This is a genomic window from Halomonas sp. KHS3, assembly GCF_000830495.1.
Taxonomy (GTDB): domain Bacteria; phylum Pseudomonadota; class Gammaproteobacteria; order Pseudomonadales; family Halomonadaceae; genus Vreelandella; species Vreelandella titanicae.
The window spans coordinates 336,665-361,717 of sequence record NZ_JWHY01000002.1; the positions used below are offsets into that span (position 1 = coordinate 336,665).

At 48.8% G+C, this 25,053-nt stretch carries 28 protein-coding genes; 19 read left to right on the forward strand and 9 right to left on the reverse strand.

All coding sequences use genetic code 11. From position 1 onward, the window contains the following. Nucleotides 1-14 precede the first annotated feature (14 nt). From RO22_RS03815 to RO22_RS03840, 6 genes are all read left to right on the forward strand, one after another. The gene (locus RO22_RS03815; protein ID WP_041157655.1) at nucleotides 15-1,187 is read left to right on the forward strand and encodes an LLM class flavin-dependent oxidoreductase; all 1,173 of its coding nucleotides are present in this window, start codon (nucleotides 15-17) and stop codon (nucleotides 1,185-1,187) included. Beyond that, nucleotides 1,184-1,744, forward strand: coding sequence for a flavin reductase family protein (locus RO22_RS03820; RefSeq protein ID WP_084625236.1), 561 nt, complete (start codon nucleotides 1,184-1,186; stop codon nucleotides 1,742-1,744). Before RO22_RS03815 ends, RO22_RS03820 begins: the two co-directional genes overlap by 4 nt. A 33-nt stretch (nucleotides 1,745-1,777) precedes the next feature. Further along, nucleotides 1,778-2,149: an antibiotic biosynthesis monooxygenase family protein gene (locus RO22_RS03825; RefSeq protein ID WP_041157656.1), complete on the forward strand. Its 372-nt coding sequence runs from the start codon at nucleotides 1,778-1,780 to the stop codon at nucleotides 2,147-2,149. A gap of 65 nt (nucleotides 2,150-2,214) precedes the next feature. Next, nucleotides 2,215-3,204, forward strand: coding sequence for an NAD(P)H-dependent flavin oxidoreductase (locus tag RO22_RS03830; RefSeq protein WP_041157657.1), 990 nt, complete (start codon nucleotides 2,215-2,217; stop codon nucleotides 3,202-3,204). A gap of 20 nt (nucleotides 3,205-3,224) precedes the next feature. After that, nucleotides 3,225-4,001 carry an alpha/beta fold hydrolase gene (locus RO22_RS03835; RefSeq protein WP_041157658.1) on the forward strand — a complete coding sequence of 259 codons (777 nt, stop codon included), beginning with the start codon at nucleotides 3,225-3,227 and terminating at the stop codon, nucleotides 3,999-4,001. Continuing rightward, entirely contained in the window at nucleotides 3,998-4,861 is an 864-nt protein-coding gene (locus RO22_RS03840; RefSeq protein WP_041157659.1) for a DUF6282 family protein, read from the forward strand. Before RO22_RS03835 ends, RO22_RS03840 begins: the two co-directional genes overlap by 4 nt. Nucleotides 4,862-4,908: 47 nt before the next feature. Here RO22_RS03840 and RO22_RS03845 read toward each other — a convergent pair whose 3' ends face one another. Beyond that, nucleotides 4,909-5,796: a LysR family transcriptional regulator gene (locus tag RO22_RS03845; protein ID WP_041157660.1), complete on the reverse strand. Its 888-nt coding sequence runs from the start codon at nucleotides 5,794-5,796 to the stop codon at nucleotides 4,909-4,911. Nucleotides 5,797-5,946: 150 nt separating this feature from the next. On the opposite strand from RO22_RS03845, the gene RO22_RS03850 reads away from it, so the two are divergent. After that, the gene (locus RO22_RS03850) at nucleotides 5,947-7,164 is read left to right on the forward strand and encodes an MFS transporter (RefSeq protein WP_235270466.1); all 1,218 of its coding nucleotides are present in this window, start codon (nucleotides 5,947-5,949) and stop codon (nucleotides 7,162-7,164) included. A gap of 338 nt (nucleotides 7,165-7,502) precedes the next feature. On the opposite strand, the gene RO22_RS03860 is transcribed toward RO22_RS03850, so the two are convergent. Beyond that, on the reverse strand, nucleotides 7,503-7,892 hold the full coding sequence (locus tag RO22_RS03860; RefSeq protein WP_052475502.1) for an ArsR/SmtB family transcription factor: 390 nt from the start codon (nucleotides 7,890-7,892) through the stop codon (nucleotides 7,503-7,505). 120 nt (nucleotides 7,893-8,012) lie between these two features. Next, nucleotides 8,013-8,174, reverse strand: coding sequence for a hypothetical protein (locus tag RO22_RS24615; protein WP_161793649.1), 162 nt, complete (start codon nucleotides 8,172-8,174; stop codon nucleotides 8,013-8,015). A 79-nt stretch (nucleotides 8,175-8,253) separates the two neighbouring features. Between RO22_RS24615 and RO22_RS03865 the strand changes: the two genes are divergently transcribed. Beyond that, nucleotides 8,254-8,793, forward strand: coding sequence for an NAD(P)H-dependent oxidoreductase (locus tag RO22_RS03865; RefSeq protein WP_041157663.1), 540 nt, complete (start codon nucleotides 8,254-8,256; stop codon nucleotides 8,791-8,793). Beyond that, nucleotides 8,790-9,962, forward strand: a complete 1,173-nt coding sequence (locus tag RO22_RS03870) for an MFS transporter (protein ID WP_041157664.1) — start codon at nucleotides 8,790-8,792, stop codon at nucleotides 9,960-9,962. The genes RO22_RS03865 and RO22_RS03870 overlap by 4 nt, the downstream gene beginning before the upstream one ends. A gap of 57 nt (nucleotides 9,963-10,019) precedes the next feature. On the opposite strand, the gene cml is transcribed toward RO22_RS03870, so the two are convergent. After that, nucleotides 10,020-11,213 carry a CmlA/FloR family chloramphenicol efflux MFS transporter gene (gene cml / locus RO22_RS03875; protein WP_268747795.1) on the reverse strand — a complete coding sequence of 398 codons (1,194 nt, stop codon included), beginning with the start codon at nucleotides 11,211-11,213 and terminating at the stop codon, nucleotides 10,020-10,022. A 441-nt stretch (nucleotides 11,214-11,654) separates the two neighbouring features. Between cml and RO22_RS03880 the strand changes: the two genes are divergently transcribed. Beyond that, nucleotides 11,655-12,605, forward strand: coding sequence for a DUF808 domain-containing protein (locus RO22_RS03880; RefSeq protein ID WP_041158088.1), 951 nt, complete (start codon nucleotides 11,655-11,657; stop codon nucleotides 12,603-12,605). Nucleotides 12,606-12,989: 384 nt separating this feature from the next. Here the strand turns inward: RO22_RS03880 and RO22_RS03885 are convergent, their stop codons facing one another. Genes RO22_RS03885 through RO22_RS03895 form a run of 3 tightly spaced genes read right to left on the reverse strand, consistent with a single transcriptional unit; the run spans nucleotide 12,990 to nucleotide 16,877 of the window. Next, nucleotides 12,990-14,465 carry a BCCT family transporter gene (locus RO22_RS03885; RefSeq protein ID WP_052475510.1) on the reverse strand — a complete coding sequence of 492 codons (1,476 nt, stop codon included), beginning with the start codon at nucleotides 14,463-14,465 and terminating at the stop codon, nucleotides 12,990-12,992. Nucleotides 14,466-14,495: 30 nt separating this feature from the next. After that, nucleotides 14,496-15,692 carry a M24 family metallopeptidase gene (locus RO22_RS03890; protein ID WP_084625238.1) on the reverse strand — a complete coding sequence of 399 codons (1,197 nt, stop codon included), beginning with the start codon at nucleotides 15,690-15,692 and terminating at the stop codon, nucleotides 14,496-14,498. 3 nt (nucleotides 15,693-15,695) lie between these two features. Then, nucleotides 15,696-16,877: a M20 family metallopeptidase gene (locus tag RO22_RS03895; protein WP_052475511.1), complete on the reverse strand. Its 1,182-nt coding sequence runs from the start codon at nucleotides 16,875-16,877 to the stop codon at nucleotides 15,696-15,698. A 160-nt stretch (nucleotides 16,878-17,037) separates the two neighbouring features. Here RO22_RS03895 and RO22_RS03900 point away from each other — a divergent pair, with 160 nt between their 5' ends. Beyond that, nucleotides 17,038-17,946, forward strand: a complete 909-nt coding sequence (locus tag RO22_RS03900) for a LysR family transcriptional regulator (RefSeq protein WP_235270467.1) — start codon at nucleotides 17,038-17,040, stop codon at nucleotides 17,944-17,946. A gap of 297 nt (nucleotides 17,947-18,243) precedes the next feature. Continuing rightward, nucleotides 18,244-19,125: an alpha/beta fold hydrolase gene (locus RO22_RS03905; protein ID WP_052475512.1), complete on the forward strand. Its 882-nt coding sequence runs from the start codon at nucleotides 18,244-18,246 to the stop codon at nucleotides 19,123-19,125. Nucleotides 19,126-19,201: 76 nt separating this feature from the next. Here RO22_RS03905 and RO22_RS03910 read toward each other — a convergent pair whose 3' ends face one another. Beyond that, nucleotides 19,202-20,122: a DMT family transporter gene (locus RO22_RS03910; protein ID WP_041157668.1), complete on the reverse strand. Its 921-nt coding sequence runs from the start codon at nucleotides 20,120-20,122 to the stop codon at nucleotides 19,202-19,204. Nucleotides 20,123-20,215: 93 nt separating this feature from the next. Between RO22_RS03910 and RO22_RS03915 the strand changes: the two genes are divergently transcribed. Then, nucleotides 20,216-21,124, forward strand: coding sequence for a LysR substrate-binding domain-containing protein (locus RO22_RS03915; RefSeq protein WP_041157669.1), 909 nt, complete (start codon nucleotides 20,216-20,218; stop codon nucleotides 21,122-21,124). Between the two features lie 168 nt (nucleotides 21,125-21,292). Here RO22_RS03915 and RO22_RS03920 read toward each other — a convergent pair whose 3' ends face one another. Continuing rightward, nucleotides 21,293-21,598 (reverse strand): hypothetical protein, encoded by a 306-nt coding sequence (locus RO22_RS03920; RefSeq protein WP_041157670.1) that lies wholly within the window; start codon nucleotides 21,596-21,598, stop codon nucleotides 21,293-21,295. Nucleotides 21,599-21,984: 386 nt separating this feature from the next. On the opposite strand from RO22_RS03920, the gene RO22_RS24015 reads away from it, so the two are divergent. From RO22_RS24015 to RO22_RS03940, 6 genes are all read left to right on the forward strand, one after another. Beyond that, nucleotides 21,985-22,254: a hypothetical protein gene (locus RO22_RS24015; protein WP_084625239.1), complete on the forward strand. Its 270-nt coding sequence runs from the start codon at nucleotides 21,985-21,987 to the stop codon at nucleotides 22,252-22,254. Between the two features lie 3 nt (nucleotides 22,255-22,257). Further along, nucleotides 22,258-22,782 (forward strand): helix-turn-helix transcriptional regulator, encoded by a 525-nt coding sequence (locus RO22_RS03925; protein ID WP_041157671.1) that lies wholly within the window; start codon nucleotides 22,258-22,260, stop codon nucleotides 22,780-22,782. Nucleotides 22,783-22,816: 34 nt separating this feature from the next. Next, entirely contained in the window at nucleotides 22,817-23,023 is a 207-nt protein-coding gene (locus RO22_RS03930) for a hypothetical protein (protein WP_041157672.1), read from the forward strand. 272 nt (nucleotides 23,024-23,295) lie between these two features. Further along, nucleotides 23,296-23,862: a DUF6933 domain-containing protein gene (locus RO22_RS03935; protein ID WP_041157673.1), complete on the forward strand. Its 567-nt coding sequence runs from the start codon at nucleotides 23,296-23,298 to the stop codon at nucleotides 23,860-23,862. 67 nt (nucleotides 23,863-23,929) lie between these two features. Further along, the gene (gene rhuM, locus RO22_RS25270) at nucleotides 23,930-24,160 is read left to right on the forward strand and encodes a RhuM family protein (protein WP_200890231.1); all 231 of its coding nucleotides are present in this window, start codon (nucleotides 23,930-23,932) and stop codon (nucleotides 24,158-24,160) included. A gap of 77 nt (nucleotides 24,161-24,237) precedes the next feature. Next, complete coding sequence (locus RO22_RS03940; protein ID WP_041157674.1) at nucleotides 24,238-25,032, forward strand: PhzF family phenazine biosynthesis protein; 795 nt, start codon at nucleotides 24,238-24,240, stop codon at nucleotides 25,030-25,032. Nucleotides 25,033-25,053 lie beyond the last annotated feature (21 nt).

Consider the following 25,053-nt stretch of genomic DNA (forward strand, 5'->3'; position numbering starts at 1 on the left):
CAAGGAGATTCAGCATGACAACTAGAGAAGTTTTTTCTCATAAACCCAACCCCGTCCGCGAGAGCAAAAACCGGATCAAGCTTGGAGTTTTTGGATTCAATATCGAAGGGGGATGTACCCTAACAAGTGTACCTGAACGCCATCAAGCCGCAGACTGGCATAACAACCTAGCCATTGCCACTATGGCTGATCGTGCTGGTTTGGAGATGTTGCTTCCTGTTGGCCGCTGGCGGGGCTGGGATGGCAAAAGCAACCCTATGGGTGAGTCTTTTGAAACCTACACGTGGGCTGCGGGTTTGGCATCGGCGACCGATCAGATCGCTCTATTCACTACTTCTCATCTATCTACCGTTCACCCCCTTTTTGCTGCGAAGCAAGCAGCGACTATAGATCACATTAGCGGAGGTCGGTTTGGCCTCAACATTATCTGTGGTTGGTTCGGTAAAGAAATGGGTATGTTCGGCGAGAGCCAACTTGATCATGACCGTCGTTATGATCACGCGGATGAATGGCTACACATTGCTCAATCCGCGTGGCAGGAATCATCCTATTTCGACTTTAATGGTGAGTTCTTCAATATCGTACAGGGTTACTCGCAGCCCAAGCCTATCAATCGCCCTTTCCTGATGAATGCAGGTGGTTCAACAAGAGGTCGCCGCTTCTGTACCCAAAATTGTGATGCAGCTTTTTTGATCCTCAAACACGAAGACGATGATGAGGTAATTCGTTCGCAAATTAATTCTTACCGTGATCAAGCTCGATTGGAATTTGGTCGAGAACTACAGATATGGATTTACGCTTACGTGGTGCATGAGAATACCCTTGAGGATGCCCATAAAAAGCTCGACTACTACGTGAATCAGCATGGTGATGATTCTGCGCTGGATAACGTCACGCGTGAAATTGGCATTCAAAGTGGCATTTTCAAGGATACTGCCGACGCTGAGCGGTTCCGCTTCCACTTCAAGGCTGGATTTGCAGGAGTTCCTCTTGTTGGAACCTCCGAGATGATCGTAGAACAGATGCAGCGCTGGTCAGAGCTTGGAGTGGACGGCATAAATCTAGCTTGGCTGGATTACCGCAACGGATTAGATCGATTCATCAAGGAAGTGTTGCCACTGATGGAGAATGCTGGTCAACGCGCTGCGTACACCCCTCAATTAGTAAAAACGGAGGAGCTTGTATGAATATCCAAGCCTCGACCTCCACGAATACCGAAAAAAAACCAGCAATAGATAATTCTTCAGATAGCAAATCTGCCGAACTATCCGATCAGTTCAAAGGTGCAATGCGCAGGCTGACCTCTAGTGTTGCAATCATAGCAACTAGTGAGGGGAATGTTTCAGCAGGAATGGTTGCCACGGCGGTAATATCGGTCAGCACAGCACCACCTGCATTGCTTATCTGCGTTAACCGCTCAGCTAGCTTGCATGCCCCTTTGCTACAACAACGGCGCTTCAGTGTAAATTTACTGAGTACTACTCAAGCCGATCTGATACCAATCTTTGCAGGACGAGTTAAGGGTAGTGCTCGCTTTGAGTATGGGCAATGGAAGGACGTCGATGGCCTGCCGCTTCTTCAGGGAGCTCAGTCGAACCTAATCTGCATTCTGGACAAACTCACAAGCTACGGTAGTCATGATTTGATTATTGGGCGAGTTCAATCGGTGCAGTTCTTAGAGAAAGTCAGTCCGTTGTTGTGGGAAAACGGACAACCCGCTAGCTCCAAACAAATACCGCAATGATCCTTTTAATTACTTCACTTTAGGAAAAGCACAATGACTTCTGAAAAAAAGCCATTTCTGACTCCTCACTCTGATGAGATAAACGATATTTTTCTGGTGAATGTGGTTCATATTGAGCCAGGAAAGCAAGATGCTGCGTTGGAAATACTGCGTTCTGCCGTGGAGTATGTCGCTCGCACTTATCCTTGTTTTAAATGGAGTCGCTTGTTTAAAAGTATTGATGGTCAGACCGTTATCAATCAAGCGCAGTGGAGTAGCAGAGAAGAGTTTGAATCATTATTTGAAGACTCTGAGTTCTTGTCGCGTTATTCCAGGCTCAAGGAAACTGGAACATGGGAATTTCATCTCTATAACGTAACGGATTTTATTCCCCAGGCATTCAACTCGGTTACGGTTCAAAACTGAGGAGCCTTTTAGTGGTGGACAGATCGGCGTCCCCGTCTGACCAGTAAAGACTGGAGCAACTATATATGAAGACTATCCATACCAACATCACCGATCTCCTCAATCTCCGTCATCCGCTGATTCTCGCTCCCATGGGTGGGGCATCGGGGGCAAAACTTGCCAGTGCGGTATCACAAGCAGGTGGTTTGGGACTTGTCGGAGCCAGCTATGGCGATGAGCAGTGGATGCGCACAGAGCTCGAGCCTATGCGCAAAATCAGTGAGCCATGGGGTGTAGGACTGGTTATGTTTACTGTAGCCAAAAATATGGGGTTACTAGATCTGGCTCTAACATATGAGCCAAGTGTAATAGCTTTATCCTTCGGGGACGCTCGGCCTTTTGTACCCCTGATTCATGAAAGCGGGGCGAAAGTGATTGTACAAATCCATGAACTGGATCAAGCCAAGGCAGCTATTGATGCTGGAGCTGACGCGCTGATTGTACAAGGTGCCGAAGCTGGGGGGCATAGCTATCGCCGTGGCTTGATGCCCTTGCTGCCAGCCGTACGCGATATGGTCGGTGAAACTTACCCATTGATTGCGGCGGGTGGCATCGCCGACGGTAGGGGAATGGCTGCCGCAATAACGCTGGGTGCTGATGGAGCAATGCTAGGGACTCGCTTTTTGGCATCTGAAGAAGCATTGCCTTCTGCAGCATATAAGCAGCGTCTAGTTCGTTCCGCCACAGCTAACACTGTTCGTACACGAATCTTCGACCTCGTTCGTGGAATTGAATGGCCTGCTGAGTACAGCGGACGTGCTATTGCCAACCATTTCTCCGAAACTTGGATGGGTCGTGATCAGGAATTACTCCAAGCACCCGATTTTGTTCGTGAGAGCTACGAAAAGGCGGTAGAAGAAGATGACCTTAATAGCCGAGTGATCTGGGCAGGCGAAGTGCTTGACATGATCGAAGATGTGCGTCCAGCCGCCCAATTGGTCGAACATATCGTAAGTGACACCTTGCGCGTTATCCGCCAAGTCCACCGACTTCATTCATCTCCAGAAACTACTTAACAGCTACTGGAGTTAAGAAAATGAATGAAATGCATGCCATAAGTCATATATATGGTTCTGGAACTCGAACAGCTGTTGTTATGGCACCAGTGATGCCAACTTGGGATCAAGGGTTGTTCTTCCAGCCGATGATTAATCTTTTGGTACAGGCCGGTTTCAGCGTCATTACGTTCGACACGCTATCACTGCTCCCTCAAGAGAATGAGTCACTCGACCAATTCTCCGATAGATGGCAAAAAGTATTATTGCCTTTAGGGAGTATTGATCTGTTGGCTGGTGTAGCGCTTGGAGGTGCAGTAGTACAGTCTTTGCTTAACAAGTCCTTGAGGCCACAAGTTGCAATGGCATTGCTAATCTCGTCACCTGCGAGGGCTGACGATGTTCTAAATACTCGGCTGGGGCACTTGGCAGATCTTGCTGCTAAAGGAGATCTACTTGAAGCATTACAATTACTCGACAGGCTGGTGCAGCCAGCGAATCAGATTGTTGCGCCCCCTCCACTGTTCATTGAGGACCAAACAGTTAAGCTGCAGGCTGAACGCTTGCATAGAGGATTCCGCCTGCTTTGTAATCTAGATTTAAAGGGCGCACTCGATGCTTATTCAGCCCCGCTGCTGAGCATATATGGGGAAGTTTCGCAGCTAGTTCGTAAGGTTAATATACAGATAAATGAACACAAGAACCAATACCTTTTGGAAATCCCAAATGGCGGAATGCGTCCGCTGATAGACGCTCCACAAATGGTCATTTCGGCTGTAAATAATCATTTAGGCCTTACTCTTGGAGAACTGAAATGAAAGCTTCAGCAAGTTTAAGCGATTGTGAGTTCATAGATGTTCATTACCATGCTGGGCCTGACGCATTCATTCGCCGCCATAATGTTATGGAAACAGGTAGGCAATACGCAAAAGTTAATGGTTGGGTTGTACTCAAAAACCATCTTGGCTGCACTGCTGCCCAAGCATGGGAAGCTCGTCAAGCGGGTTTTCCTGTTTCGGGCTCGGTTGTACTCAACGAAATTGCTGGGGGGATTGACTATCGAGTCGTGCAACGCTCTTTAATTCACCATGGAGAAAGTGAAGCCCGGTTACTTGTACATTTGCCAACTGTTACTGGGCGCAATCACCAATCCAAACTGAAGCGCCAAACAGCCCACTCGATACTCAAAAGCCATCCAATTCAACCGTTAACCGTCAGTCGAGAGGGAAAGTTGACGAAGCAAACAATTGATATTCTGCGAATGTCGCGTGACTATCCTATTGTTGTGTCGACTGGGCACGCCAATGCCGAGGAAATTCATATGCTAATTGAAGCAGCAGTACGTTATGGAGTTCCTAAGCTTATGCTTAATCAGCCCGCGAATCCATTGACAGGTTTCGATGCTGAAGCACTACTTAAGCTATCGCAAGCACCGATGGTCTATACTGAGCAAACAGCCTTGACTTATTTGCTTGGCTACCAGGTATGGGAAGATTTTTTAATGGTGCTTAAAAGTGTGCCAAGAGCACTCTATAGCTCTGATTTAGGACAGCCGACACAACCAGATATTGAACAATGGCTTGGGCAAAGCGAAAAATGGTTTGAGCTAATGAATCTGAGTAGTAATCGTATTGACTTTGTTAGACGCGAATGCTGCTATCAGATGTTAAAAGAGTAAATGCAATATTGTTTTTTTATAGCATTTTAAGGGAAGGCCGGTTTTTGTTAATATTTGAATAGCTCTTCAGCCATAAAGTCAATGAATACACGTAGTTTAGGGGCCATATATTTGCTGGTAGGCCACAACATACGAAACGCTCCTTGATGCTCAATATAGTCGTCCAATAAGGTAGTTAGTTCACCCCCGTTTATGGTTTCTCGCACCATAAAGTCAGGTAAGCAGGCGATTCCTAAACCAGATATTGCCACATCAAGCAGCGCTTCAGAAGTATTGCATACCATAGCTGCATGTATCATGGATTCTGATTCTGTATTAGTTCGAATCAACGGCCAAGATTCGTATTTACCTGTGCTGGGAAATTTATGCTGCAAGCAAGCATGATCGCTCAGCTCGGCAGGGGTCTCAGGCTTACCATACTTGGATATGTAGTCCGGTGAAGCGACAAGCAACAAGCGATATGTTCCAAGAGATCTAGACATTAGTCTTGAGTCTGTTGGCTCACCGGTGCGGATAACAGCATCGAACCCTTCTTCAACGACATCCACCATTCGATCCGAAAAGTCGACATCTAACTCAATTAACGGGTATTGATGCATAAATGAAGTAAGCACTGGCATGACCAAACTGCCCACCAGCGGTAGACTTACATGAAGTTTACCTTTGGGTTCCTTATGGATCTCTGATAACTCGAGTTCTGCTGCTTCGACTTCACACAATATACGACGGCATCGCTCAAGAAATAGTCTTCCCTCTGCCGTCAGTGTGATGCTGCGGGTACTTCGATGAAGCAAACGGACTCCCAAACGGGCTTCTAATCGAGCTACGCTTTTGCCAACCGCAGATGAAGATACACCAAGATTGCGTCCAGCCTCTGAAAAGCTTCGGGTCTCTGCCGCTTGTACGAAGTAGTCAATTCCACTTAGAGCGTCCATATTTCACCATTAAGGAATTTTTGTCCGATATGTTTTGAACTCTAGCTTTATTGTCCTCTTTTTTCAATATACTTAAAGTAATCATCTACTCTCACATGCGAAAGGTAAACGCTAATTAATAGCAAGATACCTTCGCTTTTAACGGGTTCAATGATTATGAGCACATCAGAAACAAGCAACTTAAATATGGAGTGCAGTAAAACAGCTCAATCGGATCGTCTTCCGATTACGGCATTGCTAGCACTTGCATTAGCGGGGTTTGTTACAATATTAACTGAGGCTTTGCCAGCTGGTTTGTTGCCCCAGATCGGAGCGGGGCTGGGGGTTTCAGACTCACTTGCTGGCCAGCTTGTTACCATCTATGCCATCGGCTCCCTTGTTGCTGCCATTCCGTTGGTGGCTGCTACCCAGGGGGTTCGGCGCCGTCCCTTACTGCTGGCCGCTATCGTAGGTTTTGCTATCGCCAATACGGTCACGACAATCTCAACGAGTTACATCTTGACCATGGTTGCCCGCTTCCTTGCTGGCGTAGCGGCAGGGCTGTTGTGGGCGCTCTTGGCAGGCTATGCCGCTCGAATGGTTCCTGAACATCTAAAAGGGCGTGCCATCGCGATTGCAATGGTGGGCACACCATTGGCCCTATCTTTAGGTGTCCCGGCGGGCACGTTTCTCGGGACGCTGGTAGGTTGGCGTGCTTGCTTCGGAATAATGAGCGTTATGGCGCTAGTACTAATCGTTTGGGTTCGTGTAAAAGTACCTGATTTTGCAGGCCAGTCTGCGGGTAAAAGATTCACGCTGAGACAGGTATTCACTATGCCTGGTATTCGTCCTGTATTGTTCGTAGTCCTTGTTTTCGTGCTAGCGCATAACATTCTTTACACTTATATCGCACCTTTTTTGGCTAATGCTAATTTGGCCGAACGAACTGATCTGGTTCTGCTTGTCTTTGGTATTTCTGCGCTGATCGGCATCTGGGTCATCGGTGTTTTGATTGATCGGTATCTTCGCAAACTGACTTTAGCCAGTACTTTTTTATTCGGATTGGCAGCGCTGGTGCTTGGAGTAGCTGGTGATGTGCCAATCGCAGTGTATGTTGCAGTCGGTGCATGGGGGCTCTCATTCGGCGGAGCAGCGACTTTGTTTCAAACAGCTCTCGCCAAAACCGCTGGTGAAGCGGCAGACGTTGCACAGTCCATGTTAGTTACAGCCTGGAACTTGGCTATCGCAGGTGGCGGAATCGTTGGTGGTCTATTGTTGGATTATTTTGGTGCTGTTTCATTCCCCCCCGCACTACTTATCCTACTCATAGGAACCTTGTTAGTTGTATGGTCGGCACGGCTACATGGTTTCTCAGCTTCAAAATTCTAGTAGAAGAATCTCTTATTATCGGGGGAGAGCTTTTCATACCCATTAGCGCAGAGAAGCCGAAAAATAATTCGAGCCTTTGTCATCGTAATTCTTGCCTTGGAGGATCGCTACCAGCATGCATGGTTGCGCCGCCTATCGTTGGATAAGGTGGAAGTGGAAAACGCGCTCTGGTGCCTGGTGGGTATTTGCACCCGATTTATCAAATCACGCTACCAAGGGACTTGGATGAGCACTTGGGATAAACGCTATACCGACCGAGTACAACTGCTGGTAGAGATTCTCCCATTGCTGTCACTGGAGCCGTCACTGCGCATAAGCTACTGGAATATCGGGATTGGCTACTGATGTTTACTGCTAGATGGAGGCTGCCAACTGGCAACCAGAGCAAGCAGTCCCGGAAAGCGCGCTTCGAGGTCTTCGTTGCGTAGTCGGCTGCGTCGCTCCAGCCCATACTGCCGCTGGCGGATCACCCCCGCTTCGCGCAGTGCCTTGAAGTGGTGGGTTAGCGATGATTTGGGGCGGTCGAACCCGAACCAGCCGCATGGATGATCATATTCCTGCGCTTCCAGCATCAGCTTGCGCACGATGGTCAGGCGCAGGGGATCGGACAGTGCGCCAAAAATGGCCTCAAGGCGCAGGTCTGCAATAGCCGGCTCCGGCAATGGGGCGGGCAGGTTGGCGGGTTCGCCGCCAACCGCAATCGATTCGGTTTTTCTGACAGTGCTCATGGATTGATTGTAGCAACTATACGAGATTTATCGAATAGGTTTGTCCCACATTCGTGCCCGGAGTCTTGATAGTGCGCTTCGGTATCGGAGGCATGGGCGTGAAGCTGTATCGGTTCACGGTCAGTCAATGGCGACCGGATTGTCGATCAGCATCAGTGGCAGCGTATTGAGGTTCGGCAGTGTTCCCGCCATCAATGGCCAGCAGTGCTGCCCATTGATGGCGAGCAGGTACGGCAAGCGTCGCGACGGTGCTTCCGAGAGCGAACTGGGACAGTGGGTCAATATCAGTACTAAGTTTTGTTGCTGTACGTATTTTATCGTACTATGATTTAGTTCGATAAATGTCGTACAGGAGCCTGTTATGTCCAACTCGCTGGTAGTCGTTGCCCATCCCGACCTTTCGCAGTCGCGTATCAATGCCGCGTGGATTGCCGCATTGCGGCAGGAGCCGAGCATCGCGGTGCATGACTTGTATGGTTGCTATCCCAATGAGGTGATCGACGTACAGGCCGAACAACAACAGCTGTTATCACATTGGCGCATCGTCTTGCAGTTTCCTTTCCATTGGTACAACTGCCCGCCGCTGTTGAAGAAGTGGCTGGATGTTGTACTCGAGCACGGCTGGGCCTACGGCCCCGGTGCGGATGCACTAAAGGGGAAGCAGCTAGGCATCGCGGTTTCCACCTGGTCCAAGCCAGAGGACTACCGGAAGGATGGCCGCTATGGACGGAAGATGGACGAGCTGACCAGCCCGTTCGAGGTCACCGCCCTGCGCATGGGCATGCGTTATCTGCCGGGATTCTTCCTCAATGGCGTGGGCGATATCGATGACCAGCAACTGGCCGTCAATGCTTTGAAGTATCGCGCTTATGTGCGGCAAGGTGAGAGGGCTTCCCAATGAAAGCCACACCTGCACCAACTAACCTCTGGGCCGCCGCCTGGGTGGTGACGGCCGTCTTCATGCTATCCAATTCGCCAACGCCGCTGTATGTACATTGGCAGCAGCAGCTTGGGTTTTCGTCAGGCGTGCTGACGGTCATCTTTGCGCTCTACATCGCGGGTTTGCTGGGGACGCTGCTGATCGCTGGTCAGCTATCCGATCGCTACGGGCGCAAGCTCGTCCTTATCCCAGGGCTGTTGGCGGCCTTGGTGGCGTGTTTGCTGTTCGCTTCAGCCACCTCGATCATGATGCTGGCGATCGGCAGGTTCTTGGCCGGGATCGCCGTGGGCGTGATCGTATCGGCGGGCATGGCTGCGGTGGTTGATGTGGGCGGCTCCGAACACAAGCGACTGGCGGCGCTCTTGGCTTCGGTTGCGATGGTGCTGGGCGCTGGGCTTGGGCCTTTGCTGTCTGGGGGGCTTGCACAAAGTCTGGCGCAGCCGGTGCTTCCGATTTTCAGTATCGAGGCACTGGTACTGCTCAGTGCACTGGGCATCGTGTGGTGGTTGCCGCTACGCCGTCCGATCACGTCTGGCCCCGCACGGCTGCGTCTGCCCACGGTGCCGCAGGCCAACCGTCGCCAGGTCGCCTGTGGCATTGTCACCTTCGGTCCCGGCATCACCGCCACGTCTTTCGTATTGGCGCTGGGGCCTTCGCTGCTGTCACATCTGCTGGACGTGCGCAGTCCACTGCTGGCTGGTGGAATGGCATGCGCGATGTTCCTGACCGCCACCGGCGTGCAGTTCGCAGTAAAGCATTGGCCGATACGCCGCACCTTCGCCGCGAGTGCAGCGGCGACGGTGCTGTCGATGGTTGGGTTGGTGTTGGCCATCCATGCCTCGCTGGTACCGGCGTTGGTCGCGTCCGCACTGCTCGCAGGCGCCGGTCAAGGGCTGGGTCAACTGGGCGGCTTGACACTAATCGGCCTGCATGTACCGGACAGCCATCGCGCGCAAGCCAACGCCGTTCTCAACATAGGTGGCTACATCCCGGCTGGCTTGCTGCCGGTAGCGACAGGCTATCTGATGGATGCGGTGGGATTGGCATCGGGGGCCACACTGTTCGCACTAGTGCTTACGGTCACTGCGCTTGTCGGCGGCATCTGGGCCACGCGGCAAGCAAGCGACTGAACCATCGGCGGAGGAAAGGCATAGGCCGGATCGCCACTGAAAAAAGTATCGAGTTAACTACTTCTGCTGTTTATACCGCCTTAGTCCTATAAGCGCAGCCAACGTAATCGCTGCCATACCGCCTGTATAGGCAATAAGTGGCCAAGCGGTGCCACCATCCAGAGCTATCACTACACCGGTACCTATAACGCCGACGATCAAGCTCTGAACGCAGAAGTGCAGTGCGACGGCAGTGCCTGCCATCGCACTGAATTCCTGAAGTGCACCATTGGTTGTAACGGAGGTTGTTAACACAATACCGACCGCAACCAGCCACATGGGTAACACGAAAGACCAGAAGCTGGGTGTCAGGAATATCTCGCCCAACCCAAGCAAGCTCGCGCTGAAAAGTAGTATCAGCATGCCGCGAATCACGCAGCCGTCAATCTCCCAGCGGGCCACGAAGCGCTTTGCGAAGCGCGTTGTGGCAATCATCACGACAGCTACCGTGGCAAAGGCAACGCTAAAACCCAGCTCAGATAAGCCAGCTCCCGCGATGAGTACCCGAGGTGCCGTGGAGAAAAACACGAAGAAAGACCCCATCACAGTGCCGAAAGCCAGCGTATAAACCCAGAAGTAAGGGCTCCTAAGCACTAAACCAAAGTCAGCACTGCTTGAGTGTTCCCTACTTTGTCGTGTCTCATGCCATTTCGGTAATACGAAGGGGAGTGCTATGAGTGCTGAGATACACAGGGCAAGAAATATGGCTCCCCAGCCGAGATAACTCGCAATTAAGGCTCCGGCAATCGGCCCAAGGGCTGGAACGAAAGCCAACATCGCGTTCATTAGGCTATAGATGACCGCACTCTCGGGAGTATCCGCATAAACGTCGCGCACTGTTGCGAAGACTGCTACCAACATTGCGGCTGCCCCGGTTGCTTGCATCAGTCGTAGCAAAACGAAAAGCCAAGCTGAAGTGGTCATCGCGAGTGCCAATGAAGTTACAGCGAATACTAATATCCCGCCAATCAGAATCGGGCGCCGACCAAAACGATCTGAAAGCGGCCCAAAGATGATTTGACCTACGCCAAGCATAATCATGTAGAGGGTAAGGGTTAGCTGCACGATCTCGGGCGTCGTTCCGAGAATTTTCGGCATCGCGGGCACTATAGGCAGGTAAATATCCATACCCAGCGACGCTAGAATATTAAAGGGAGCCAGTAGCATCAGTGCTATCGGCAGGCTGTAAGTCCACAGCTGAGGATTTTTAATAGGCACGATAAAGTCTCCGCGCAAATAAGATTATTTGGCGGCGGCCTACATTTGAGGAAGTGGTTTAAGCAGGCAGCCGCAACAACGAGAAAGGAAAGTTGTTGCGGCTTAATAGTCTGACTTTTTTGAACCCATACGTTTGCTCTTCAGAAATGTGCCTTTGGCTCTATTAGCGTATCAGACCCAAGGAGCATAAGGCCATTCGGGTACATAGATGGGCGGCGGAGGTTTATAAAAAATGTCTTTTCGTCACTATGAGTGATCAAAATGAGAGTCAATTAAACCTGCTGCTGATACTAGCTAGCGCAATGCCTCCCATGCTTTGGCGATAAAAACACTGGCGAGGAATTGTTAGCGCTGCCCTATGAGGCAAATGAGGCGGCCCGTCCAACGCGCCGTATGCTTTACTATCTGCAACTGTTATTCACGGAGGAAGCATTCATGGCCATAGGCGGCTTGATAGGATTACTGGATGACATTGCCGCATTGGCGAAGTTGACCGCAGCATCATTGGACGATGTGAGTGCCGCCGCTGGGCGTGCGACGGCGAAGGCGGCCGGGGTGGTGGTCGATGATACAGCGGTGACGCCGCAATATTTGCAGGGGGTAACAGCGGAGCGGGAACTGGCGATTGTGAAGAAGATCGCGCTGGGGTCGATTCGCAACAAGCTGCTTTTTATCCTGCCGGTGGCGCTGCTGCTGAATCACTTTTTGCCCGCGCTATTGCCGATCATCCTGATGGTGGGCGGCACCTACCTGGCCTTTGAGGGCGCTGAGAAGGTCTGGCACAAGCTCTCCGGCAAACATGATGACGACAAACCAGCGGTAGAGAAGGGGCCGGAAGCCGAGAAAAAGATCGTGAGTGGTGCCATTCGTACCGACCTGATTCTGTCCGCCGAAATCATGGTGATCGCGCTTTCAACAGTGTCCCATCAAGGGTTCTGGTCGCAGATGGTTAGCCTGGTGGTGGTCGCGTTTGTCATCACTATTTTGGTGTATGGCGTGGTCGCGCTGTTGATCAGGATGGATGATATCGGCCTGAAGCTCGCCCAGCGGGATAGTTCGAGCATGCAGACACTGGGCCGTGGTCTGGTGACGGCCATGCCCAAGGTGCTAGCGACCATTTCGGTCGTGGGAACCGTCGCCATGCTCTGGGTGGGTGGGCATATCCTGATGGCCAATCTTGGTGCCGATGGAACGGGTTGGTTCAACGCTCCCTATGAGTGGGTACACCATATTGAGCAAGGCATTAGCGAGGCAACCGGTGCCTTGGGTGGCACGCTGGGCTGGAGCTTCAATACGCTGTGTTCTGCGGTGATTGGCTTCTTGGTGGGCTCGGTTGTGGTGGGACTGCTGAACCTCATGCCCACCAAGAAAGCGCACGCTGAATAATTTTTAGCCGAGACGCTGGTGATTTTTCCACTGCTGAGCATTGGTGCATTTGTGTGCAGTCAAGACACTACCGCACAAACAGCACCACCCACCGTTCACGCTTTATCTACATGAATGTGGAACTAGAGACGCTGGCGGAGACATGGCCGGGGGCTCCATGGTGTTTAAATGATCTCTCACTTGCGCAGATGGAACGATATTTACTCATGGCTACATGCGCGAGCAGCGACTGCTTTTAAAAGAGACCAGTGTGCTAGGTGTGTTGGAAGGCAACAGCTCCAATGGTTAGTTCGATTGGAGCTGTTGCCAATGGAAGAACGTGATAATAAAATTATAAGTAGTAAGATAAGAGGTTGTTTATAGCTAGGGTTTTCGAATAGGTGGTTAATAGTCTTCTTTTAATTTTTTTATAAAGTTTCTAATCATTAATAGAATTATTAGTGTAAGTGGTAAGGCTGCAATAATAGATGCTGATTGTAAGCCGTGCAAACCACCAAAGGATAGTAGTATCCAGCAAGTTATAGATATCAATATCCCCCAAGTGATTCGTTTATAAATAGCCGGAGATTGAGAACCATTGTCAGATATTTGTGAAACAACATAAGTGGCAGAGTCTATTGATGTGACTAGAAAGAAAAAAAGCAGTAGGAGTGTGGCTGTAGATAAAATAGCTGGATGTGGCATTGAATTGTACATTTCGAAAATAGTAGCAGAAGAATCGATAAGCACTAATTCAGAAAGGCCTGCTTCAGAGTAAAAGTCTAGGTGCAGAGCTGAACTACCCATCACGCCTATCCAAAGGCATGCGACTAATAAAGGAATAAATAAAACACCAAATACAAACTCCCTAATTGTCCTGCCCCTTGATATTCTGGCAATAAATGTGCCGACGAAAGGAGACCATGCGATAGTCCAAGCCCAGTAAAAAATTGTCCATGATCCTGCCCAACTGTTTTCTGTAAAAGGAGAGGTACGCAAACTCATTCCGATAAAGTTTTGAAAATAGTCAGCTAACCCTAATAGAATAGTGTTAATAATGAAAAGTGTAGGGCCGGAAATTAAAATGTATATCATTAAAGTAATGCAAGAAAGCATGCATATAATAGATAAATACTTTATGCCTCTATCTATGCCGGAGTATGTGGAAATCATATAAGAAAAAAATATTACCCCTAGAGTAACTATGCTCCACATATCCTTGTCAGCTAATCCTGTTAGCTTTTGTGCTTCTCCACTTATTTGAATAACACCAAGACCTAATGATGTGGCGATACCTACAATGGTTACTAAGATGGCAATTATGTCCAAGAGGTATAAATGATTTGATCTAGAGTTTGATGTGGTTAGAGTTGATGAAATAAGACCCCTTTTTTCGTGATTGTACTGAAAATATGCAATGATTAATCCTACGACAGCGGATGCCGCCCATTGATGTATCCCCCAGTTAAAAAAGCTATATTGCATGGCGTGACGAGCTGCCTCAGTGGTTTTAGGAGACATATCGTCAAATGGTGGTTGTATATAATGAAATATTGGTTCGGCCACTCCATAAAAAACTAGCCCTACGCCAAAACCAGTAGCTAGGAGCATGCATAACCAAGTCAATATGTTATATTGTGCTACTGACTTACTTCCTCCCAGTGTCATTTTGCCGTATTTTGAAATAGCGATTACGAATAAAAAGATACAAAAAATAAAAACAGATAATAGGTAAAGCCAGCCAAATAGATTACTGACTATAAGTAGTATTTTACCACTTATTTCATTGATTTGGGTTGAGAAGATGGCGCCAGATAATGCTAAGATAAAAGCAATAACTAATGAAGGTATATATACCTTGTTGGTTTTTTGTTTGTTCATTTTGCATCCCATTTGGTAAATTTTTAAGATTTATTTTATGTGATGAATTTCCTGACTAAGATTGCATAAAAGACTAGCGCCTAGATTTGTTACTTGGAATGTTTCACTGACTTCAGCTCCCCACTTGTTTTTCCAAATTCCAGCAATGAGATGAAATGTCATATTTGGTTCTAGAGTTGTTTTGTCTTCAGCACGAATTGAAGCTGTCCGCTCTAACCAAGATGGTGGAAATGAGCAACCAACAGAATATCCAAGCCGTGATGTTTTTCCTAAATTTCGATTTTTATTTACTTTATCCCATGCCATATGGACTTCAGATAAAGACATCCCAGGTGCAATAGCTTCTAATGTTTCGTGAATACCTTCAATCGCATATTTAGTGGCATCAACCAAATCTTTTGGAGGAGTCTTTCCAATATATACTGTACGTGCAAGCGGGCAATGGTAACGGTGTCTAGCTCCTGAAAGTTCAAGAGTTAAGTTCTGATCCTTAATTAATGCTTCGTCACTCCAAGTCAAATGTGGAGTAGCGCTTCTATTGCCGGTTGGCATAACTGGTGGGTTTGATGGGTAGTCACCACCATACTCTTCTGTTCCAGTAATAAAAGCATGGTATATTTTTGCAATTACGTCGCTTTCTCTTACTCCCTCTGACATTGCACTAAATCCAGCCTGCATGGCATGTTCTGTAATCTTACCCGCTTGACGCATATATTTAATTTCATTGTCTGACTTCACTATGCGCACAAAATTTATTAATCTACGGCATTCAGTGATTTTGTTTTTTAGGTGCTTTTTTAGAAAATTAATATCATCAAAGGTTGTCATTCCAGCATCAATTTCAATGCCTATTTGACATTGTTTTAGTTCTAGCTCAATAATTAATTCAACTGCTTTCTCGAAAGGGTGGCTGGTTTCATTGTCAACAAAACTGTCATTCCAACCATGTATGCTATCACTGCTTAGCTCGGTTCTTATTTTAACAGCGAGAACATCTATATCTCTGACCAGGAGAATTGGTTCAGAATGATAAATGGATATAATCATTATTTGTGGAGTGTAATAAGATACAGCGTCGTAGCCCGTAGTATAGTAAATATTAGCAGGGTCTGAATCAAGTAGAACCTCAATATTCTTTAGGGTCATTTCTTTTTTTATTTTATTTAACCTGTTGTCATGCTCGCTCTTGCTAAAGGGTGAGTTGTTACTGTTATCGATAATCATCATCTTTTATCCTTTTTTCTGAGATTTTAAGAATTCTTCAGCAGCTGAAATAACAAGCTTTAGCCCTAAGATCATGTCTTGATCCGCCACACCAAATTTTGAAGTGTGTAACGGATGAGTATGTCCGCATTGAAGATTGTGAGTGCCATAAAAAAAGTAGAGACTTTTAGTTTTTTGTGAATAAAATCCAAAGTCATCGCTTCCCATGAGGGGAGGTAATTGCTTAACGTTATTTTTTCCAATAATTTTCTCTGTACTTGTTTTGAAACTCTCTAACAATTTTGGATCATTAAAAACCGCAGGTTCACCCTCGAGTAATGTAAATGTTGACTTAGCACCGTGTGATTTTGCTAAATCGTGTGCTAAGTTTTTAATTTTATTTTGTAATCTATACCTTCCTTGAGTTGAGTGGGTACGTATAGTTCCTTTGATTTCTGTACGATCACATACAATATTCTCAGCTGTACCTCCTGAAATTACTCCGATACTAACAATTGAGTTTTCATTAGCATCAGTTTGCCTAGTCACTAACCCTTGAAGGAGTTGGATAAAGGCTGAGGCTATAAAAATGGTGTCGGTTCCTTCATGAGGGAATGCACCATGAGCACTTTGTCCTGAAAATATAATGCTGAAAGTATCGGCTGAAGCAGTTACGTGGTTGTTAATTATACCTACCGTTCCCGATGGCAAAGATGGGTAGGCATGAATGCCAAGCATTATATCCACATTGTCAATCCAACCTTCTTTAACAACTTCTCGACCTCCAAGTGGCTCACACTCCTCTGAAGGCTGAAAGATTATACGAATAGCACCATTTAAATCCTTTTTATTATTAAAATATGCAGCTACACCAGCTGCAATTGCTGTATGCGTATCATGCCCACAAGCATGCATAACCCCGTTGTTTTGAGACTGGTATGAAAGGTCATCACGCTCTTCGTTAATAGGTAATGCGTCCATATCCCCCCGAATGCCGATGACAAGGTCAGATGAGTCATTGTGCGAGGAAGTTATGTCAACTATTAAAGATCCTGCATGGCCTTTTTTTATTTCATGTATTTCAAAAGTGTCAAGGAAGCGAATTATTTTTTTTCTTGTTTCACTCTCTTGTCCTGATAATTCAGGTTCTTTATGAATTGAATGACGTAATTCTATAACCTCGCGCTCTATTTTTTTTAATATTTCCATGCTCATTCTTAACCTTCAATTTTTGATATGTAGGGGTTTAATTGTTTTCCTGCTAACTTTGATCGTTTGTTTTTTTAATGATAGAAGATTTTTTTTAGAGTATTTTTAAATAGCATCGACGTAAAATCTATCTGACTCATATGGTTCATGAGGTAATTTGATGATCAAAGGTTCGGATATCTCTATTGCCCAACTGCGTGTGCTGCTTGTGGTCGCGGAAGAGCAATCCTATACCCGTGCGGCGGCGCGACTTGGCGTTAGCCAATCTGGCGTAAGTCACTCAATGCAGGCGTTGGAGAAGCTGGTGGGTGGCCCACTTATCACAAAAGCGGCGGAAGGGTGGGAACTGACTGCTTTAGGAGAGTTAGTGCTTACTAGCGCCAAGAAGGTTGTGGGAGAGCTTCAGATATTGAGCCAGCAAGTGGCCCAGTTCCATAATGAAGTAGATGAAACGTTGAAAATAGGCGTTATTCCTAGCGCATTATCTGGTTGGCTGTCGCCCCTGCTTGCGAGCTTTACGAGCCGCTACCCAGAAGCCATTAGCCTTGTACTGGAAGGCATGGAAGAAGAGATAAAGGAGTGGGTGGAAAGCGGTGTGATCAACATGGGTGTCACAACAGATGTCACGCAGCTTAATCTCACCTACTGGCGTGAGCACTTCGATTGGCAGCTATTAAAAAAGGATGAGATTGTGGCCGTGCTGCCCGTAAACCACCAGCTCAGCAAACAAGGCAATGTGACGGTGGCGGAACTAGCGGAGCATCCCCTTATAATGTCATCAGGCGGTTGTGAAGCACTTATACAGCAGATATTTGCCCACTCGTTGGAGGAGGTTGATACCTTCCAGGTGGATTTGTGGGTACGCGATACGCAAACGTTATTACAGATGGTCGCTGGAGATGTCGGTGTAAGCTTGGTGCCGACATTGGCATTAATTAATATGCCAACGGCCAAAGTGGTCATTCGACCGTTATCTCCTCGACGCGACCGGAACCTGATTGGCTTTTGGCCAAAAAAGCAGCCGCTCAATAAAATAGGAATAAAATTATTGAAAGAATGCAAGTCATAAACGAATTGCTGTTTATATGTTTTGTATATAAATATTTGAGAGGAGTTTATTAAACGTATAAGAATAGATCGTATCGTAACTCTGTATTGATAAGGAATGTTGCTGGGTTTTAATTAACCTAAATTTTATGTCTCGCTAGGTTGTCAAAGGACGTTATTTTTTTGTAAGTTTAGAGATTCAAAATTATTCTTTGCGCCGCGCTATAATACGGCTATATCTTATAGCAGTGTTCTTGTATTACCTCGTAAAGAGCGGTAGAAATATCGACTATACTCTGTTGAAAAGGAGGGGGAACTAATGCCTGGAAATGACGAAATTGAACTTGGCGGTAAGCGTTTCAAGCATGCCATGGTAGATGCTGGAGATGTCCGTTTGCACACTGTATCAGGTGGCAAAGGCTTTCCCGTTTTGCTGATGGCAGGCTTCCCACAAAGCTGGTATGCGTGGCGTCGTATTATGCCGATACTTGCTGACCATTTTTACGTAGTCGCAATAGACTTACCTGGGCAAGGTGATTCCGACAAACCGGTAGATGGCTATGATACACAAACGGCTGGCGATCGTATCCATGCGCTAGTTAAGGAGCTTGGTTTCGAGCGCTATCACATTGGTGCGCATGATATTGGTTCGTGGGTCGCTTACCCCTTTGTGGTGCGATTCGCCGATGAAGTAGGTCGGCTAGTTTTGCTTGACGCTAATATCCCAGGCGTGACGCTTAAGCCAACAGTTGAGGTGGGGCCAAACACCTGGAAGTCATGGCACTTCTTTTTTCACCAAGTACCGGATGTCCCTGAGTTTTTAATCACTGGTCGGGAGAGAAGTTATATCGAGTGGTTCTTTCAGCGGAAAACTTTTAATCCCGCCGGTACTTTCTCAACAGCTGATATAGATGAATATGAGCGCGTCTATAAGCAACCCGGAAACCTACGTGGGGCACTGGCTTATTATCGTGCAGTGCTTGATGACGCCGAGCAGAATACGTCATTAGCGGCCAAAAAAATTGAGACGCCAATCTTGGCTTTGGGCGGTGATTTCGGCATGTCGCCTGATATTTATGACGCTATAAAACCATTAGCGACCCATGTGGAAGGTGGGGTCATTCAGAATTGCGGTCATTACATGCCTGAGGAACAACCGGACGAAATCGCCGCTAAAATGATCAAATTTTTTAGTGGGTGAATAGTATGTCTACTGTGTTCCTATCGAGTTCTGTGTGGATGCAATGACCGACTGACGATGCAATTCTTTTTGCAGTTTAAATACGCCGTTGCCGTAACACCATCGCCCCCGCGATTAAGATCATGCCCATACCCAGCCAAGTCATGGCATCGGGCACTTCGCTGAATAGCAGGTAGCCCCAAAGGCTGGCAAAGATGAGGTAGGCGTAATCAAAGGTGCCGATCAACGCCGAAGGGGCTATTTGATAGGCCCTTGCCACCCCGGTATTCACAATGATCAGCAGTAGGGCGTAGGCGCCCACGATCAATAACGCTGTGGCGTCTAGCGGTTGCCAACCGGCGAACAGGAACGGCGCGCGTTCGGCAAGCGTTGCTGTGCTGTTGATTGCCACCAGCACGCTGAAAAGACTGCCTGCTGCCAGGAAGGCTAGATTTAATCCCAGGGTGAGAAGTAGGGGGTGTTCTCTTTGGCAGTGGTGGCGAGTGACCAGCATGGCTAGCGCATAAAAGAGGGCGGCAAGCACGGGTAGCAGTGTGGCAGGTGTGAAGGTGTCGCCGCCAGGGCGCAACACCACCACCACGCCCAGGAAACCGCAGAGAATGCCTAGCCAGGCCTGGCGTGAAAGATGCTCGCCCGCCCCAAAAGCAGCCAGCACGGCAATAAACAGCGGTGTGGTGTAAATGGCGACCGCTGCCACCGAAAGCGGAATTAGCGGTAGTGCTGCATAGTAGGCTATCCACATCAGCAACAGAAGCAGGCTTCTTATCGTCACCCAGCGGCGTGATTTTACCTTGGGGCGGGGGCCTGCATGTCCAATGATTAACCCTAACAGTATCGGCAGCGATACTGATGACCCGATGACATAGAGTTGCCATAGCGACATACTGGCGCTTAGATACTTAACCAGGGCGTCGGTCAATGCCAGCAGAAAGACAGCCCCCACGATAAGGCTTATGCCCTGTAGGATATTATCTTGTGGTTTAGCAGTGGCCTTCATTGCAGCGTTCCAGTGATTAATTCCGCTCTAGAATGCCGCTGCCTCTAGCAGTGCTTCAAACGACTTCTGCGTCACAATGCATGAGCTCAGATTATGGATAACTTCATCAAGTCTCTTCCATCACTGGCGACGCTACGACCCTTTGAGGCTGCTGCCAGGCTGGAAAGCTTTACGCGCGCGGCCGAAGAACTTCACCTGACCCAGGCGGCTATCAGCCGACAGATCCGTGCGCTGGAGGAAGACCTTGGCGTGATGCTTTTCGAGCGCCGTCATCGCAGTGTGTTTCTTACCCGTGAAGGGCGCGAATTTGGCCGTACGGTCTCCCAGGCGTTGGAAAGTATTGCTACGGGGGCTCAGGCGCTGCGCGGCGACCCAAATGATAAGCGCGTCGTGTTGTTCTGCCAGTTATGCGAAGCGTTCTATTGGCTGATGCCACAGCTGGCTGACTTTAATCGTCGCTATCCTGCAATTGAGATACAACTGGCGACGTCGACAAGGCCGATTACCGAATTTAGTGGCAGCTTCGACATTGCGCTGCAAACCAACGGTAGGCCTAGCGGGAGCCATCGATTGGTGTTTACCGCCGAGGACGAGATATTTCCGGTCTGCAGCCCAGCGTACCTGAAAGGGGTCACTACGCCGTTGAGTCTCAATGCGTTACTTAACCAGCGGCTACTGCACCACCACGCTGACCCGGCGGATTGGCTGGAGTGGGATGACTGGTTTCGTGCCATGGGGCACTTTGAACTCCCAGCAGTGGAGAGTGCTGTTTTCGACAGCTATCCACTGCTACTGCAAGCGGCTGTTGCGGGGCACGGCATTGCCTTGGGCTGGCGGCGCACAACGCAGCGCTTAATTGAAAATGGCGAACTGATCCGCCCGGTGGCAGAGAGCTTGCCTCAGCACGATGCCATCGCCCTATACACACGCCAGGGTGCGCCTCAACGCCCTGGCAGCGAAGCGTTATTGGGTTGGCTGCGTGAGGTGTTGAGTGAACAATAGCGCTAGGCTCTGCCTGAAAACTGGCTGCGCTCGACCCTACGGTGTTTACAATCGGCTCAACGTACTCATTTACACCACGTAAACTCACACGCGAGTTCGCCCCGTCTTTTCACCGTTTTTGTCTTGTTTTACCTTCGCACGCAGACTTTTCGTACAAAGCCTAAGGCGTCAGTCAGAGACGCCCTCGCAGTTGTCGTGATACAGCGGGGCATCGGTGCCCAACGCTAGGCGCTTGGTGGCGTGATTGTAGTAGAAGCGACCGGACTCGCGTGAAAGCGCATAGTCGCCGCACATCCCATAGCCCTTGTTGACTTGCGTTAAGTGGGAGATCTCGGCCGGCGCCTGACTGTCGAGGCGTTCAGCTATCGTCGCGGCGATGTGGGCATCACGCTGGGCCTCGGAATAGGCCTGGCTACCGAATACCAGGCCGGCAACGACGAAAATGGCGACGACGGGAATCCATAAATTATGCATAGCGTATCCAGTGAGGAAATATAAAAGCGCATGATGCAGCCGCAAAATTAGCGGCAGAAAAATTATTTAGCGGGATAATAACTTTTTGCTCATCCCATTTCATTGGTTGGCGGGTAATTGGTTTACATAAGGATCCGCGCCAACCTTACGACACCCAGTGGCGCTATTTGGCTGCTGAGGATGGCAGACATTCCCCATGCCATGGAATCCCCCAGCGTCAGGTTAAGTGTTGCACCTACTGATATTCTTTCTTAAATTTTATTAGGGAATTAAAAGAGACACTTGGGTCTATCTATTTAGATGAACGTCGGCAAGCATATGAATGGCTGCCTCAAGGGTTGTCAATTGACAACCCTTGGTGGGGGCTTCATACTCAGAGGCAAATAATGACTCGTCCAGCACATCCGAAAAAAGAGATCGAAACTGCCCTCAAGCATGCGGAAGCGGAGGGCTGGCGAGTCGAGGTGGGTGGGAGTCATGCCTGGGGCAAGATCTACTGCCCCTACAATGACAATGAATGTCGCTGCGGTGAGTTCTGTATAGCAAGTGTGTGGAGCACGCCGAGAAATCCCGGCAGCCACGCCCTGGCAATTCGGAGAGTGGTGGACAAGTGCTCGACCCACAAGCGTCGAGACGAAGCGGAGCCGGAGGATTGAAGAATGGAATATGTTTTTACGCTGAAATACCAAATGGCTGATAGTGACTCCGACCTAGATGCGCTAGTGGAGCGTTTGGGCGCTGCCGGTTGCGATGATGCTCTGGTGGGTGTGGGGCAGCCGGGCCGCTTGGCGCTGGAATTCTCTCGTGAAGCGGACAGCGCCGCGGAAGCGGTTCACAGTGCCCTGGTTGACGTAAAAAAAGCGATCCCTTCCGCGCGGCTGATCGAGGCTTCGCCGGATCTTGTTGGCCTGACGGATGTAGCAGACGTTGTGGGCGTTTCGCGACAGGCAATGCGAAAGCTGATGCTCACCCACCGAGCGACGTTTCCTGTGCCGGTTCACGAAGGCAGTGCCTCAATCTGGCACCTGGCGGAGGTGCTTGACTGGTTGATGACCCGAGGGGGCTACCATATTGATGTTGGCGTGCTGGATATTGCGAAAGTAGCATTAGAAGTGAATATAGCCAAAGAGGCGATCCGCCATCCGGTTCGTAGCCGCGAGGAAATGGAGTTGCTGACCGCGTAGCCAACAGTTCAACAGTTTGGTGGAGGATAAAGACATGTTGGCAGAAAATCTGGAAAACTGGGCTCAGCAAGAACGCCAGGAAGGCGAAAAGCTGGGTATTGTGAAAGGTGAAAAGCTGGGCATCGAGAAAACAGCCCGTAATCTGCTCAAGCTGGGAGTGCTGAGTGATGAGCAGATTGCTGAAGCGACCGGCTTGGCGCTAAATGAAGTGGTTAAATTGCGCCTTGAAGGTAAGCGCTGATCCTTGCTCTCATTTATGTATTCCCGCTTCACACATAAAACGAAAGGGCAGTCCAAGTGACTGCCCTTTCTGTATTTGGCTGCTGAGGATGGTAGACATTCCCCATGCCATGAAAGAACCTGATGCCATGGGTCATACTCAGTAATACATAGCCGCTTGGTGTGTATCAGTAGTGCCCGTTTAGCAAAGAAGCTGGTGTGACTAATGAAGTGGTTATAGTTTCCCGGACACACAGACGCAGATAAAATTATCTGCTTACCAAGGTGAGTGCTGTGATTCAACTCCAAGCAACACATAAACTATACGAGCGCTTACCGCTAACTAGTGACGGTCAGTTTAATGTAACGCCACGAACGGAATGGATTTACAAGCAACCGCTGCTAGATATCAACCCGTTAAGCCATTGGCATGGGAATTTAGTAACGTTGCAGCGGCGCAATTGCGTACTACTGGTACACGATGAAACTCGCTTCCCATTGGTATTGCCTGCGCTTACAAAACCTGATTTCGTGGAGCTAAATGACCGTTTTGATGATGCACTGATGAACACTTTGCTCAAATTTGGTGCGGAGGGGAGTCATATGGAGACTGCCCACCGTTATTTACGTCCTTTACAGGTGGATACCCAGTGCAGCCGCTCTGTACAAGGCACGCTTAACCGAATGAAGGAGGAGTTTGACCACCTCTTGCATTATGACCAACTGAATGTGGCTGAAATAACAGGCTATAACGCGGGTGCTTGGCTGGCAGAGTCGCCGCGCACGGTAAAAGGCCGAGGGTATCTATGGCCACATAAAGAGATGATGGGCTTACTGTCGAGATTGGCGAGTCGTGAGTAAATAGCAACTGCTAAGAATTTCTTGGTAGTTCGCCAACCAAGAGGCACAGCTAGAGAGGGAGGAAACTATCCGGAAATTCCTGTTCATTTTCCAAGCGAGTAAACGTCAGGTTCAGGGTGAAACTCAGCATTACAGCTTGTATTCCATTGTTTCAGTTGGTTCCCGATTAAAGTCCCATCGCGCCGTGCATTTCCGCAAGCGGGTTACTCAGGTGCTACACCCTATACCAGCGGCGCTTAACCGAGCGTGGTATAGAGTTCGAGCAGGCGGTGAGTTTGCTCAGCCGAACCTTAACTAATCAAGACTTGGTATCATCGTTAACAGGTTTAGCGCCGCCCCCGAAGTGATATCTGAAGTGAGATAAGGCTAGCTGTAATGAACATTGATCTTTACCAAGTAGATGCGTTTGCCTCTAAGCCCTTTGAGGGCAATCCCGCGGCGGTTTGCCCGCTGGAAGCGTGGCTGGATGATGCGCTGCTACAAGCCATTGCCACGGAGAACAACCTGTCTGAAACGGCCTTTTTTGTGTCGACTGAATCCGGCTATCACCTGCGCTGGTTTACCCCTGCAGTGGAAGTTGATTTGTGTGGCCATGCCACTTTGGCGGCGGCGTGGGTAATTTTTAATGCACTAGGTGATAGCTCAGAAACTCTGCAATTTCAGACCCGCAGTGGGCAGTTATTGGTAAAGCGTGAGGGTGACGAGCTGGCGATGGATTTTCCCGCGAAAACGCTAGAACCCTTGGCAATGCACGCTGAGGTAGCGGCGGCGTTCGGCGGTATCGACATTGAGGAACTGCTGATCTCTGACGATATCGTGGTGGTGGTTAATGATGCGCGATTGATTGAGTCGTTAGCGCCGGATATGCAGCATCTTAAACAGCTACCGGGGCGGGGGATGGCGGTCACCGCTAAAGGCCATGATGTGGACTTTGTTTCCCGTTGGTTTGGCCCCAAGGTAGGCGTTGAAGAAGATCCAGTGACAGGCTCGGCCCATACGTCGCTTGCACCTTACTGGTCTAAGCGGTTAGGCAAGCAAACGCTAACCGCACGCCAGGGCGGCGCCCGAAAAGGCGCGCTCAACTGCGTCGTGGAAGGCGAGCGCGTGATTATCAAAGGCCGCGTGGCCCCTTATCTGAAAGGGGTTATCACCTTGCCGAAGAGTAAGTGAAAAAAGCTAGGTATGTTGAGG